We start from the raw sequence: 15106 nt of genomic DNA on the forward strand, positions 1-15106 counted from the left end.
GTTCCAATAGCTACCATCAAAATTTTGACAGAAGTATTTGGAATTATCCTGAATGTGTTATAGGTTACACTTTGTATTTCTTTCGATAGCCGCTAGGAGTGCTGCCCGTATGTTTTTTAAATACTTTACTGAAATAATTCAACTCTTCAAAGCCACTTTCATTCGCAACCTCTTGAATGGATAGCTCAGTATGATCAAGCAATGAGATTGCTTTTTCAATCCTTAACTGAGTTAGATAATTCATAATCGTTGTACCATACTCTTCTTTAAACTTTTTCGCCAAATATTGTGGTGAAAAATGAAATATCTCTGCCAATCCCGCTAATGTAACCTCTTCCTTCATATGATCATTAATATAATTTCTTACCGCCGCGATAGACTGAACATGAGTTATTTCCAGTTTGCTGTAGTTGATTGAATCGATCAGATCACTAAAAATTTGTTTAAGCTTTGAGGACCACTCTTCCAGTTGTGATAACCAAAGCGGCATTGTCTCATGAAAGCTATCGATGTTGAGTTGTTTATAAATTCGTACTAACAAAAGGTTGATCTCTATGGTATAGTGCTGGAGCTCTCTTAAGCTTACAGTCTCATACGAAGTCAACTCCATTTCGAAAGACTCGACCAACTCATAAAGATATTGTTTATTTTTTGTAAGAACTGCTTCTAAAATAACACGCTCCTTGTCTATAAAAAAATGCATTGCTATTGGCTTTCGACTACTCTTCATAAGACCAAAAATATGGCAATTAAGAATCATCGATTTTTCTTCAAATAAGGCTAATTGAAGTCTATTAGCAGTCAAGCTCATCTTATAGAAACCAGCAAATGAAGATAGGCGCAAAGTTCTTTTCCATGCTTCCTGCAATTTATTTATAGTCGTCTCTACATCAGTAAGCAATAAATTAGAACTTATAAACACTATGATAAATTCTTCATGTTGAAGCACATACCAACTACCAAGCGATTCAACCAGCTCTTTAACAATATTTTTCATCGAATAATTAAACAGCTGCTCGTCTCGAGCATAATATTGCTTTACGATTGCATCTTTATTTCTCGGTAAAAAAGTAACTACATAAAAACTATCAGGGTTGATACCAATGGCAGTTAGAAAAGTAATAAGCTCTTCTTTGGAAACCTGTTCTTCTTCAATTAAGCGAGAAAACCGCTTCTCCATAACGAGATTATTCACTTCATTTAAGCGAAAATTAGTGCTGCGTTCCTTTAGTCGAACTTCCTGCTCTTGTTTTATTTGATCGCATGCTTTTTGAATAGCTTTGTCCAGGTCGCGAATTTTAAATGGTTTTAGTAAGTAATCTACACCGTTCGCAAGCAGAGTCGCCCTAGTGTAATGGAATTGTTGATAACCGCTTAGCACAATAACTTTGGAAGTCCAGCCTTCTTCCCTAAGCTTCTCTAGAAACTCTGCACCATCCATAATGTGCATGCTCATATCGCAAATGATCAACTCAGGATTATGCTTACGTACAAGCTCCAATGCCTCCAATCCATTCTCAGCCATTAAGATTTGATTGATTTTATACTTTTGCCATTCAATCGATAGTTCAACACCTTCACGAACATGCTCTTCATCATCTACGATTAATAACTTCATCTTCTTGTCCCTCTCTTGATGAATCAATTGGTAACGACAAAGCTACTATCGTTTTTTCATAGGTCCTGCTGGAAATCGACCAATTAAATCTGCTTCCATAATAAAGCATTAATCGCTTCAATACATTGGACAGGCCAATTCCCCGCTTCTCCGATGCAACAATCTGCTCGTGATAACCAGCTTTGACCTGTTCAATTTGCTGGTCTGTAAAGCCTTTTCCGTTATCAATTACTTCAATTAACAGTGAATCCTTAGTCAAAACAATATTCACAACGATATGAATTTGACCATTTCCTCGTTCTAAACCATGTATAATACTATTTTCAACAAGCGGCTGTAAAAACATTTTGGGTACATAAATACTTCTTGCCTCATTTGGATATTTCAAATCAAATTGAAGCCGTTGCTTATAGCGACCTTGCTGAAGTACCATGTAATGCTGTAAATGTTCAATTTCTTCTTGTAGCGAAACATCCTCGTTCTCAATATCCATGGAATAACGAAACAAGGCTGCAAATTCAGCAAGTCGATCACTGACATCATACGCTTTGGACTTAATTGCTAACGTTCCAATCGATTGCAGCGTGTTATAAAAGAAATGAGGATTGATTTGAGCTTGCAGCATTTTCAATCGAGCTTGCGATAACTCGAGCTGATGACGATATTGCTTATTCCATAATTCATCCAGCTCGCCAGCCATTTCATGCAATCTAATTTCCAACAAATCTAATTCGTCCGGTGTTGTTTGTATAGGCTTGCTCTGTAATTGAAAGTTACCCATTTGCAATTTCTTAATGTGCCGCAACATTATTTTAATTCTACGCAACATGTAATAAGAGATAAAAGCCGCCAAAATGGATACAAAAATAATGGATATCGCTTGAATAGATACCGTTTTACCAAGTGCAGAAGTACGTGCCTTATTAATTAATGAGCGAGGTATAAACCTAACTATTGTCATGATTAAACCATTTTCATCTGTCTTGCTGAAATAGACATAACTGCCTTCAGTAGTTTGAAGTTCCCCTTTTTCTGTAAGCAATTGTGACGTATGAAGCCTTTGAAGAAGTTCTGCTTGCCATGGTTCTCTCGGTTTTTGTGCAGTCTCCTGATGCATGGGTTGTTTATCATCATTTGAGAGTGATGGCTCAGATATCAACTCCATCTCATCCGCAGTCGTATAGAGCAATTCGAGATTATTTCCGATAAATAGGTATACAGGCCCCTGCTCACTTGTTGATAAGGAAGTAAGCATTTTGCGGATATTTGATGGTTTAACATCGAAGGTAGTCAAACCGATTACTTCTCGAGTATAGACATCAATGAATGGCTTATTGACACGCAATCTCGGCTCTCTATTATGATGTGTAACTTGAAAGGTTTGCTTCAGTTCACTATCTTCATACGACATCTTCTGATCTTTAAAATCAGGAATTGTTATTGTGGCATTATAATGATTTCGAATATTAAACTGCTTGTTTGTTAGCGCACTTTTGTAAGAAACTGCACCTATCTCGCTATAATTCGCATATATTTTTTCAAGCCTTTGCTCGATATAGACACTTTCAGCAGGATTTTGTGGTTTTTTTTCCGACAACAGTCTAACAAGCCCAGGATCAGAAAAGTATGTCAAGCCAAGAAGTGACAATTCATGAAAATAAGACTGCAACGATGACATCGTAATTGACATAGAATTTTGATTCAGCTCAACAAGCTGACGTTTGATTGCGTTGCCCGTTATCTGATACGACAAATAGTTTGAAATTATGAATGGAACAGTTGTTGCTACGATCAAGCTAATAATAATTTTTGTTATTATACTCCCTTTGATAAGCTTCATCAGGCATCCTCCACTCATTCCTCCGTACATTGTAGCATAGCAATAGGGAATTTTGTAAAGCAGCACAATCAAGGATTGGAGCATGCCTGTCATACACGATAAAACAGTCGACAGGTAGTTGAAGTCGTGACCAATTCGCACGTATGTAATATATGTAACTAACTTGGTGAATGGTGGTAATGTGCAGGAATGGACGTACACCGCGAAAGCATCGTCGTCTGTGTCCTCACACCTGATTCAGACGGAGAAGTGGAGAGTGGCGGAACCTTTATGGGGATAACAATGCTCTTTGTCGCATATGCAAAGGATTTATTTCCGCAAAATAATAAAACAATCATTGGTCTTCTGACCACCTTCTTTGGATTCGGACAGATATTGGTCCTCTTATAGCGGGAATGATGATCTCAGATAGCGGCAATTACCTATCCGCTCTGATTGGCGCAGCAGCAATCGTCTTGTTAGGAGCGATTAGTTTACCGCTTGGCATTGGTCGTGCGGATCGAATAAAATCGGAGATCTGATGCAAAATGATTAACGAATAGTGATAGTTGAGAAGTTGAACAGGTATCTTTAAACCACAAAAAGCCGCAACTGTGGGATAATACCACTGTGCGGCTTCTTTCTTTTCCTATGCCCCAATTACTCAGGAGAAAGTATAGCTTCGGCCTTTTGAATGATATCCTTCACAATCTCTACAGCACTGTGGCCCGAAGTAAGCATCCGCAGCCCCTGGCCCGCCCAGAGCGACATGTAATCTGCATTATTTTGCTTTGCTGACTCATTTCGGATATCACGCGTAACGGTGTTCTGAGTTGGGAATGGAAGAGGTTCTATTCCATTAGTTGACCAGAATTCAACAAACTTGTTGACAACTCCTCTTGCCGGACGACCTGAAAAGGCCGTCGTAAGCGCAGTGCTTTCTTCCGTACTCCTGAGCAATCTTTGCTGATAGGACGGATGAGCTCCCGACTCCGCGGCAGTCAGGAAACGTGTTCCGAGCTGTACACCCTGCGCTCCAAGCGCCAGCGAAGCCACTAAACCGCGGCCATCCATAATACCGCCTGCTGCAATGACCGGTATCTTTACACGATCAGCTATTTGCGGTACAAGCGCCATTGTGCCAATATTGGCTCCTAAAGGACGGTTAGTAAGATCGAACGTCCCCCTATGGCCGCCAGCTTCGCTGCCTTGTGCGACTATTGCATCGCAGCCCGCCTGCTCCGCTAAGATCGCTTCTTCAACAGTTGTTACCATTGCAATGACTTTGATCTGAGCTTGCTTTGCTTGTTTCATGAAAGGTTCTGGTAGCACACCGAACGCTGTGCTGATGACGGGAACGCGCTCCTCTAACAAGACGGAGAATTGTTTTTCGAAATAGCTTGGCGTCCGTACCTCTTCTGCTGCTTTTGGCGATAAACCGAGACTTGACCTTATTTGGTTAAGTTCACTTTGGACTTCTTCCATTCTTGTATTATCATCAGTTGCCGATATGCTGAACAAATTGACTCCAAACGGTTTCTCGGTAAGCTCGCGAATTTTTCGAATCGCGTCACGAATGGCTTCCGGCTCCATATAAGCAGCCCCCAAAGTTCCCAAACCGCCAGTATTGGATACCGCAGCAGCTAAGTCAGCCGTCCCCGGGCCTCCCGCCATTCCAGCGAGAAATATTGGATATTCAATATCGAGTATCTGACATAAGTCTGTCTTGAGTGTAATGGTCATGCTTTTCCCTCCGAATCCACATTTTCATGGAAAATAGTTATTTATGATCACTTGATGTAAGTAGAGGAACACTTCCATTGTAATATGCACAGATTTTATTGATCAATACTATGGTTTATATAGAAATGATAAAGATTATAAATTGAAGTGGAAATAAGTCAACTTAACTGTTTCAAAGTCATTTTATAAAAGAGAAAAACCGCAGTAATTGCGGTTCTTCTGAAGTTGCTAGTACTCCTCTGCTCCTACGTCTTTGACCTTTCCAAACTTTAGTTCCTGTTTCTCAATCTAATGATGAACTTTAGTTGGCTGTGCGATCCTCTTTATCATTCTTTTCTGGAGTCACCCATTCTTTGGCCACCATCTCAAACCTATCATGGCCGCAGCTCGTGCATCCTTCATTTTTAAGTTGCTCGATCGTCGCAAACTCCCCATTAATTCCGACTCGTACATCTCTTGAGCATTCTTTGCAGCGGTAAGTGCGCAGCGTCTGCTTTACTTCTCCTGTATACAAGGCGTCCGTGAACGTCTCTGAATACTCAGCTTTTGACTGATCCGTAGTCCGCAAAATGAACATCTGGCTCCTGTTGGCGATCATCTCTGCACCTTCGTAAGCATTGAATTGCGGGAAGTTAGCGCTAACAGTCAGCCCCATGCGAACAAATTCCCGCTGCATGGCAAGCATAAACGACGGCGATTTATGCGCAAAAGACAGAAAAATCGGCAGTCCTTTTTCCCTCTTTAATGCCTGTATACCACGCGATACGAACAAACTCATTCCTTGCAGCGTATAAGGCGGATCCGTAAAGAAGCAATCGTACTGGTTGTGCAGGTTTTCTGGCAGCGGCTCTCTCAAATCCAAGCGGCGGCACACGATTGGCAGCCCCCGCTCCTTCGCAATCGTTTCGATGTAACTTAAAAACCTTTCGTCAATATCCAAAACATCTACACGCGTTACGTTGTTTCCGCCATCTGGAAACAGCTGTTGCAGCAGCAGACCAATAGATACGCTTACCAGGTCATCGTCTCCAACACATAAAATCTTCTTTCCAATCAACGCGTGCTGTCTCAAACAAAGGATCGCTCGGCGCAGGCTCGTTTCCGGCGTACATTTGGATTGATCGATCTGCACATCCACGATCGGCCTCCTCGATAACAATTCTTCTATTATCGACAACACCTCTTCGAGGCTCTCGGTCCATTTTGTCTCATCTAGCAAGTCGCGGTAGAGGGAAAGGTTTAATCCGCGGTATCCCCATTCCCGCTCAATCCATGCGAGTCCGTCCGCTGTACAACGGACGCCGCGGTCCTGCAGGAGCGCTCCAGCTTTAATCAATTCTCGTTTGATAGCTGCAGCCACAGGAGTCGGAAGCAGTGTTTTACGCGCCAATTCCTTCGTTGAAATCCCGGGTTTCAGATAACACTCGAGGAGCAGCTGCTCAATCACCAGTGTCCCTTCTTGCAGTTGAATATGCTGGCTAGCTTGTTTAATATAATGATTCATTTACATAATTCCTCCTAGTATATTCACTAAACTTATGATCCTTTTCACCTGAACGATCGTTTCTATCCGACTTCGACATATCATCACTCCCGTTATGAAAATACAAAAAGGGCAGGAATGAACATACGTCATCCCTGCCCTTTTTGAACATTGCCTAAATAGACACCGCAAATAAAACAAAAAAATCCGAGCTGAACTCAGCACGGATTTTGGGTGCATACAAAAGGCAACACTAAGGCCTTGAATATATCCGCTGTTCTTAACTAATTCCGAAGCCTTCAACTTTCCATAAGAAAACAAACCATGCTATTTCAGCAAATGGTTGCTTGGACTGTTGGAACCTTCAAATATGGAATTTGATTAGTTAAGAACTACCGCCGACATCAACATTTCTCCTTAGTAAATAATAGCTAAATACTACTATACGTCATTACTATAGTCAAGCTGCCCGACTCGGTACTAGATCATCTAACATCGTAACTGTGTTGTATGTGCATGGAACGACGGTAACTAACACATCATTCTCACTCCTCAGTAATCATAAATTGAATCCAATCAATTCCTACTACTTTCGTTTTCGTAGAAATCCCACTAAACACCCAGCCATTCTCCTGTTGGAATACGGTCCAGAGACCTCCCATTGATACGCAAGTCCATGGGCAGTCTGTAAAACTTGAAAAACTGCTTCAGAGACAGGAATAACCTTTAAAGGGGTTTTGAAAGAGACATCAAATAAGTGATTGTCCTTCCAATAAAGCTCGCATTTATTTATCGTAACCTTGGTATGACAAACCTCTTCAAACCTCTTCAGTACTTTTTGTACTTTTACAGCTGTTTTGGCCCTTATAAAAGCATGCCAATAAATTTCATAAAACAATGGTATGCCCCTCCCTAAAATTATTTACATCTCTATTTCAAAGGGGTTACACCCATCAACTCTTCGATATAAATAAGTTTCTCTTCATCATCGATACGGTTAGAATCTTTAAACCTTAGCAAGATGTCATATGCCGACTCATTATAAACATTTTTAATTTTCCAATCAGCACCGTGTTCAACTAATAATTTCAGCATTTCGACGGAGTTGTACTGTTCGTAAGCAGCCCACAGAAAAACCGAATTATTAAATCGGTCTTTATAGTTAACATCTGCACCTGCGGCAATCAACAGCTTCGCAATTTCGATATTATATTCTCCTACAGCCAGTGATAATAATGAACTTTCGAATTGATCATCGGGCTGATATTTTTTATTCGGATCGACGCCGTTATTTAGAAAGTATTCTACAATATCAACATGCCCGTTAAATATAGCCTCAAAAATTGCGTCATTAATAATACCAACATCCTGCGTTATTTGCTTTACACGGACGAGGTCACCTTCAGAAACTGCAGTGTAAAGTAATTGGCTCTGGTGATCTAGCTCTGCTTTCTTCCTATTATCTTTGATTCTTTCTGAATAAATGAATGTAATTGCAGCTATAACAAATAGCACAATACTAATGACTATGATTAACTTCTTATTCATAAAATCTTCACTCTCGTTTTATCTTTCTTCATCGCATAGCACTCCTTTACCTTTCTAATATACCATATTTTTGTATTTCTCACCTTAGATAGATTGCCATACTATAATTTGACGGGCGGCATATATGGCCCTCTAGACAAAACGATTCTACTACAGTAGAATAAAAACAAGATATTCTACTCCAATAGAATGAAGAGTGAAATGAGGTGCTTTTTATGGGGATGAAGTTGTTCGATAGTGAACTTCATATTATGGAAATTTTGTGGAATGACGGTGATACCACCGCAAAGAAAATTGCTGAGCTTACGAAGGAAAGAATCGGTTGGAGCAAGACGACAACCTATACTGTTATTAAGAAGTGTCTGGCTAAAGGGGCGATCGAACGGCAAGAACCTAATTTCGTTTGCCGTGCGCTTGTTACTCGAGAGCAGGTACAGGAGCACGAAACAACCGAACTGATCAACAAGTTGTATGATGGCGCCCCTGATAGGCTGATTGCATCCCTGTTAGGGCAGAAACGGCTAACGACAGAGGAAATTAGCCGCTTAAAACAACTTATTGAACGGTTGAAGTGAGGTGGGCGATGTCTTTTCTTGAAATGAGTGTATCGGCGTCCATCTTCATTGTTGCAGTAATACTCTTTCGTTTTCTGCTCATGCATAAGGTGCCCAAGATGACCTTTATCGTTCTTTGGGGCTTCGTGTTACTCCGGCTATTTATTCCTATGTCTCTTCCTTCACCACTTAGCATTTATACCGCGGTTAGCTATTTGGAGGAAATAACTGCAGTGCAAGAGACAGCAGCACCCTTAATGGAAGGCAGTTCATCGATACTTCATAATAGTACGATCATTACGCCATCAAAGACGGATAGCATGGCCATGCCAACTGTACCATCAAAGTCGGCTTCAACGATTTCGCCATTTATGCTGGTCTGGTTTATTGGTTTTATAGCTCTCGCTTTGTTCTTCCTCCTCCCGCACTTAAGAAGTCGCAATCACTACAAAATGTCATTGCCGATTGAAAGCAACTTCATTAGAAACTGGCAGCAGTCCAATCCTATATGGCGTAAGGTGCAAATTCGTCAATCCGATCAAATTTTGACGCCGCTCACCTATGGTATTTTCATGCCAGTGGTGCTCTTGCCGAAAAATATAGATTTTAACGATGAAGATCAGCTTGGCCTTATTCTTACGCATGAATATATTCACATTAAACGATTTGACACACTTAAAAAGTGGCTTCTTGCCGCCAGCGTGTGTGTCCATTGGTTTAACCCTTTCGTTTGGATCATGTATATCCTTGCCAACCGTGACATTGAACTCTCCTGCGATGAAAAAGTGATATGGACTTGTGGTGAAAGCATGAAGCCTGTTTATGCTATGGCACTTGTCTGTTTGGAAGAAAAGAAAAGCGGCTTTTCTTCCTTGGTCAGTCATTTTTCCAAAAGCTCGACTGAAGAAAGGATCATAGCAATTATGAAAACGAAGAAAATTTCAATGACGACCATGCTGCTCGCTATTGTGATTGTGGTCGGTTCTGTTATAGTCTTTGCGACCTCTGCTCCTGATAAGACGGAGTTCCCCTCTGGTGCAGATAACCCGCTGGCTGAAAGTATGGCAGTTCCATCCCAATACCAATACCTAGGTAAAGTCGAATCCACAACATCTTTAATGCCGATTGATTTAACCTACACCCGCGCGGATGTGCCGATGCTGATAGAAAGGCTTAACGCTTCAAAGTATCGGGCGGTTTATATGGACAACGAGATGTATCTGCGCGTAACGAAAGAGAACTCTATCGAAATCAGTAAGGATAGTGGTGAAAATTGGAGTGAACACGATGCCGATGTTGTCAGCGCAAAAGAATTTGCCCACTGGCTTTTAAAGTATGATACGAACCCAGGCTATTCCATGAAAGAACTCCAAAGCCGTTTGGCAGAAGGGGCAGAAGTAAAACATCTCGTGCTGAGAGACGGGAAGGAAATGTATTTTGTAATCGACAAGTTCGGCGTACAAATTGAGCTCGTTCAGCATGAATACATAGCTTCTGTCCTGCTTGACGGTCAAAGAATGATGATTACTTTCAAGAAATTCTCCCTTATATCAGCAAAGATGCTGAAGTCCTTCAATGACTTGCTGGCCTCCAATCAAATACTGACGGAAACTGAAGCCGAACAAGATTATGCGGCAAGAATAGCGGATCTCAAAAAAAATGATACGCTCTTTACCATTACCGACCTTGATTAATAAATAGAGGAAGCACTGCTCACTAGCAGTGCTTCCTCTGCATACATCAGTTACTTATTCAAGCATTATCATTGCTTATTCGAGATGACTGCCTCAGCGAATTTGCGCAGCTCATCGTCATCTGCGGTATGGGTAAATACCGTGTACATCCGATAGTTGCCTTCGGCTACTTTCTCCGACCACTGGATCGATCTGTCACTTCCGTCAGCGGCCCGATAAAAGTAAGCATCGATTCCTTTAATCGAGAGAATGGAGTCTGATGAAGGATGACTGTCATAGAAAATAGGCATAACCGGAATATTTAACGATACAACAAGCGTCATCTCTTCATTCTGCTTGCTATAGAACCATCTTAAGTCACTTGGCTCCGTTCCGCTTGGCCCTATCGCGTATTTATATTCCAGACCAGATTGTTCGTCTGAGGCGAAGTTCCACTGACGCTCAATCGAACTCTCATTCGAGGTATCATTTTGCAGTTCAGACAGACTGAGGCTCCACCCCTTCCAATTAGACAACGGCAGCCCGACATCGATTCCACGCGCCAACAAATAATCGTTCATGTGCTCGGGAGAATTAAACTCGCGAGGTTTTACGACGATCGAATAAGAAGAGCCTGCCTGCGGCATCACATCACCGTTCTGTTCACGCATCGCTCTTTGTCCTAAATACACAACCGCTTGCTCCCCATCCTTCAGTCCCTCGCGCACGCGTTCGAGTATCCGCCTCTCCTCAATTGGCCTCTCAGGTATATCCGTTGAAGCTACTTGGAGCACATTATCGCCCGACTTGTCATGCAAGGAAAGCCTATATTCAGAATAAGCCGCGTAAGCGGTTCCTCCAACCAGTGCGAATACACAGAGCATCACTGCCACGCGAGTGAACATGTTTCTCCTTAATATGCTGGAGGACTCTCTTCTGCTGCTGTGAAAACTTTCTTTCTCCCCTATCAATTGACTTACCACTGCTGCTGTCACATCATTGCTTGACCGCACCGGTGACGGGATGTCGCGATAAGCTTCCGCGAGCTCGTCCCTAAAATTATCGTTCCGGTGCAATGGAAGTCCAAGAGTCTTGCCCATGGCTTTGTTCCCCCTCATGTGTGTAATTGCGTTTCACTTTATCTCTCGTTCGCTCGAATCGCTTCCGCACTGTCGCTGCCTTGCATTCGAGGATCGTAGCAATCTCTTCAAAAGGCAGCTCTTCTACAACTCGCAACAGCATTATCTGTCTTTCTTCCAGCGACAACCCTCGCAGCAGTTCATCTACTCTTAGAGAAGAATCATAATCTGTTGTTACTGCCTCTCGTTGGAACAGATGCAGCCTGGACAGCAAGCCTTTGCGCTTGCGGATTAAGTTCAAGCAATGATGGTAGGCAATCTTGTATAGCCATGCGGTAAAAGAGATTTGCCGCACATATTTGTCCATATTTTTGAACACTTGCAAAAACACATCTTGAACGGCATCTTCCGCTTCCTCCCGATTTCGGAGCAAGTTGTAGACATAACGAAACAAAGGCAGCTGATAGATTTCAATCACATGCCGATAGGCATCCTTGTTTCCTTCTTTGATCAGTTGTATCCATTGTTCAATATCGGCGGCATTGCTGCGCTTACTGTTGTCCATATGCCCTCCTATCTTTACTTCTCGAGGCCTCGTATATGTTGTAACACATGAAACTATCCTTTTGTGACAATTAACTGCAAGAAACTTTTATTTCCCATGGGCTCAGTTCAGCCCTGGGAACGCGCATTTATAGCATAGATTTAACGCCCAATTGAGATCAAGGTAATATATATGCCGTATGGCAGGGCTATCAAACAGGCTTTCTCTCGGGTCGCGAACGTTTTTTTATTTTATAGGGTAGAAATTGACTATGGTATTGAGCTTCGAAAAATTCAAATTTTTCTCAAACAAAAAAGCAGCAGCTGAGTATTTCTCAACTGCTGCTTTAACTTTATGTCTCTATTTCTTTTCCATTACAGCAAAATAATTATCTTCGTTGTCCGCAAAGTTAAATACTCTGCCCGATGGAAGCTCTACAACGTCTCCGACCTTGATGCTTTTGTTCTTCAGATCGCCGTAAAGCGCATCGAAATTGTCCGTAAAATACATCAAAGACGGTGTTCCCAGATTCATACCAGGGTTCATTTTAGCAACTAATTCCTTATTATGAAGAACAATGCTGGTAGCCGCACCTTTTGGAGCAACTTCAATCCATTTCATATGACCATTGGATTCTTCTGCAACGACTTCAAATCCGAGCTTTTCTGTCCAAAACTCTTTGGATGCATCTTGGTTATTCACATACAGCATAATTTGTCCAATTTTATTAATCATTTTTAAAACACTCCTCATTTGGTATCGTTTTTGGGTCAGAACAACTTGACATACCGCCCACCACTGGCGGTCTCCTATTTAATCATACCCTTAAATCAGGATCTTTTTCATCCCACGACTTAAATATAAACAGCAGAGAATATTCTTGCCAAGGAATATATAAGCAAGTCCAAACCACCCACAAGAAGGTTCATTTTGAATAAGATCATTCTTGTTAATCACAGTGACAGAAAGTCAATAGAAAAAGCTGCAGCTGTGCGGCTTTTAAGCTATATAGGTTGATTTCAAAGACCACTGGCCAGCTTGCTATTAAAGCAGCTCTAGCGCTTTCAGCAAGGCATGTTCACTTGATTTGGCGCCTTCTTGGGAATAATGTGCATTCGGGAACAGGGGAGCCAAATGATGATAGCCAGGGTACACATGCAGTTCAACTAAAACGCCGTCAAAGGCCAGTTGTTTGGCAAACAGTAAGGCTTCATCAATGAATAAATCAATGCTGCCAATACTGATATAAGTGGGCGGTAATCCGGCCAGTGATTCTGCGCGTGCTGGAACGTAATACTCGCTTACCCCTTCCTTGCCTGGCTCATGGCCCAATACAGATTCCCATCCGAAATAATTGCTCCGTTTTGTCCAAACAAATTCACCGGCATACGGATGCTCTGGCGTAATACCTGTACGGTCATCGAGCATTGGGCTGCGCAGTCTCAGATGATGGATATCAAATTCTTTCTGATCACGAATGTATAAGGCGAGACCCGCTGTCAAACCGCCGCCGGCACTGCTGCCTGCAATAGCGACTTTCTCTGTATCTATCGCTAATTCCTCGGCATGTTCAATACACCATTTTAGACCTGAATAGCAATCCTGCAATTGACTTGGTTGAACATGTTCTGGAGCAAGGCGATAATACACGGCCACACAACAGAAACCATGCTGCGCTGCCAGTGACGCGTTACTGACACGATCACCGATAGGACTCCCCATCACCATTCCGCCACCGTGAATCGAATAATATAACGGCAACTTTTCATATTTGGGCTGGTTCGGCCTTATAATCTCTATGCGAATATCAGGTCCGCCAAAATAACTCGGCACCGTCTTTTCTTCGAATGTGACTGGGAACTTCTCTGTTACATCAATTGGCTTTATCATTTTCGATTGATTTTCTCGTGATTCCATTAGCTTAGATAGGGTTAGATCCGTTGTCGGTATTAAATCAACGGCACTGATGATCTCCGGATCAATCAGATGTCTGCTTCTGCTGTTTTGTTCGCTCATGGCTGTTGTTCCTCACTTCTTGTTATTATGATTATTCATTATGATGGATGTTCCTACACCTTTTATTCCTCTTCCGCCTACCCCTATTCTAAAAAACGCAATGCGCTATTTATATGAAAACAATAACTTAGAATCATTTTTGACATAAAAAACGGCTCAAAAACCGAAACGCCATAACGAGTCGTCAGGTGCTGACAAGTATGGAGAGTTCATCTCTCACATGCATTAAGCTAGGTTTTTATCTGTATGTATGATTTATCATACATAATTTCCTAAAATCCCACCTGAGAGCTAAATATAGATGAAATTTCGTATATATTTATCCAGATCTCCACTTTTGAGAAAAATATGTATGATTTTTAGCATATATTTAACCAAATCTCTACTTTAGAGAAAATTATGTATGATTTTTAGCATATATTCAGACAGGTCTTCGTCCGAGTCCATCGTTTCTCCGAAACCCCTCTGCCCCCTCGCTTTTCTCACCTTATTCATCAAGTACTGATTTAAAGATAGAGAAAACCTAACTGATGAATAAATTCATCAATTAGGTTTTCTCTTCAGCTTATTTGAAAAAGCAAATTAGTCTTCACTATTCGAATAAACAATTCTCTTTATGGTTTCAATGGAGAGAAAATATTCCGCAGCAAGCTGCTCCATGCTGCTATTATTTTTAAAAGCCAGCCTAATCGCGGCATTCCGATGATCCAGCCACTCTCTTCCGCCGCTGATGCTTCTGATGCTTCCCCAGCGGTTGTATTCCTTTTCCGGCTTAGGAATGTATATTGTCTCTCCTTGAACATACTGTTGGATTTCAATGATTAGCTTTTCAGGCAATATTTTTTTAGCATTCGTATATTTCAATATGCTCCACCCCTTATCCTAATTCAATAAGGTGCAAAGCCATCTATTAGAACAGCTTATTTAGCGTTAAAAACCGTTTGGCCCCATGCAAAGTAACGCTTCCTAATAACTGGCTTTGCATGAGTAGCAGTAGTCACGGACAATTTCAACAAATTCTCCATCAGT

13 protein-coding genes are annotated in these 15106 nt (G+C 41.6%); 3 read left to right on the forward strand and 10 right to left on the reverse strand.

Annotation, left to right across the window (positions count from 1 at the left end):
* Positions 1-64: 64 nt before the first annotated feature.
* Positions 65-1618 (reverse strand): response regulator transcription factor, encoded by a 1554-nt coding sequence (locus ACFVTB_RS02175; RefSeq protein ID WP_387744437.1) that lies wholly within the window; start codon positions 1616-1618, stop codon positions 65-67.
* Entirely contained in the window at positions 1596-3458 is a 1863-nt protein-coding gene (locus ACFVTB_RS02180; RefSeq protein ID WP_387744440.1) for a sensor histidine kinase, read from the reverse strand. The genes ACFVTB_RS02175 and ACFVTB_RS02180 overlap by 23 nt, the downstream gene beginning before the upstream one ends.
* Before the next feature lie 189 nt (positions 3459-3647).
* On the opposite strand from ACFVTB_RS02180, the gene ACFVTB_RS02185 reads away from it, so the two are divergent.
* On the forward strand, positions 3648-3848 hold the full coding sequence (locus tag ACFVTB_RS02185) for a YbfB/YjiJ family MFS transporter (RefSeq protein ID WP_387744443.1): 201 nt from the start codon (positions 3648-3650) through the stop codon (positions 3846-3848).
* A 249-nt stretch (positions 3849-4097) separates the two neighbouring features.
* Here ACFVTB_RS02185 and ACFVTB_RS02190 read toward each other — a convergent pair whose 3' ends face one another.
* From ACFVTB_RS02190 to ACFVTB_RS02200, 3 genes are all read right to left on the reverse strand, one after another.
* Complete coding sequence (locus ACFVTB_RS02190) at positions 4098-5180, reverse strand: NAD(P)H-dependent flavin oxidoreductase (protein ID WP_387744446.1); 1083 nt, start codon at positions 5178-5180, stop codon at positions 4098-4100.
* A 301-nt stretch (positions 5181-5481) separates the two neighbouring features.
* On the reverse strand, positions 5482-6684 hold the full coding sequence (locus ACFVTB_RS02195; protein ID WP_387744449.1) for a bis-aminopropyl spermidine synthase family protein: 1203 nt from the start codon (positions 6682-6684) through the stop codon (positions 5482-5484).
* 909 nt (positions 6685-7593) lie between these two features.
* On the reverse strand, positions 7594-8211 hold the full coding sequence (locus tag ACFVTB_RS02200) for an ankyrin repeat domain-containing protein (protein ID WP_387744452.1): 618 nt from the start codon (positions 8209-8211) through the stop codon (positions 7594-7596).
* A 215-nt stretch (positions 8212-8426) separates the two neighbouring features.
* Here ACFVTB_RS02200 and ACFVTB_RS02205 point away from each other — a divergent pair, with 215 nt between their 5' ends.
* Positions 8427-8786 (forward strand): BlaI/MecI/CopY family transcriptional regulator, encoded by a 360-nt coding sequence (locus ACFVTB_RS02205; RefSeq protein ID WP_387744455.1) that lies wholly within the window; start codon positions 8427-8429, stop codon positions 8784-8786.
* 8 nt (positions 8787-8794) lie between these two features.
* Positions 8795-10459 (forward strand): M56 family metallopeptidase, encoded by a 1665-nt coding sequence (locus ACFVTB_RS02210; RefSeq protein ID WP_387744458.1) that lies wholly within the window; start codon positions 8795-8797, stop codon positions 10457-10459.
* 68 nt (positions 10460-10527) lie between these two features.
* Here the strand turns inward: ACFVTB_RS02210 and ACFVTB_RS02215 are convergent, their stop codons facing one another.
* The 5 genes from ACFVTB_RS02215 to ACFVTB_RS02235 form a co-directional block, all read right to left on the reverse strand.
* Positions 10528-11538 (reverse strand): hypothetical protein, encoded by a 1011-nt coding sequence (locus ACFVTB_RS02215; RefSeq protein ID WP_387744461.1) that lies wholly within the window; start codon positions 11536-11538, stop codon positions 10528-10530.
* Complete coding sequence (locus ACFVTB_RS02220) at positions 11498-12082, reverse strand: RNA polymerase sigma factor (protein WP_387744464.1); 585 nt, start codon at positions 12080-12082, stop codon at positions 11498-11500. Before ACFVTB_RS02220 ends, ACFVTB_RS02215 begins: the two co-directional genes overlap by 41 nt.
* A 339-nt stretch (positions 12083-12421) precedes the next feature.
* Positions 12422-12796 carry a VOC family protein gene (locus ACFVTB_RS02225; protein ID WP_387744467.1) on the reverse strand — a complete coding sequence of 125 codons (375 nt, stop codon included), beginning with the start codon at positions 12794-12796 and terminating at the stop codon, positions 12422-12424.
* 309 nt (positions 12797-13105) lie between these two features.
* Positions 13106-14077 (reverse strand): alpha/beta hydrolase, encoded by a 972-nt coding sequence (locus ACFVTB_RS02230; protein ID WP_387744470.1) that lies wholly within the window; start codon positions 14075-14077, stop codon positions 13106-13108.
* Positions 14078-14659: 582 nt separating this feature from the next.
* On the reverse strand, positions 14660-14941 hold the full coding sequence (locus ACFVTB_RS02235; protein ID WP_387744473.1) for a CD3324 family protein: 282 nt from the start codon (positions 14939-14941) through the stop codon (positions 14660-14662).
* Positions 14942-15106 lie beyond the last annotated feature (165 nt).

Source organism: Paenibacillus sp. NPDC058071 (assembly GCF_042885235.1).
Classification (GTDB): domain Bacteria; phylum Bacillota; class Bacilli; order Paenibacillales; family Paenibacillaceae; genus Pristimantibacillus.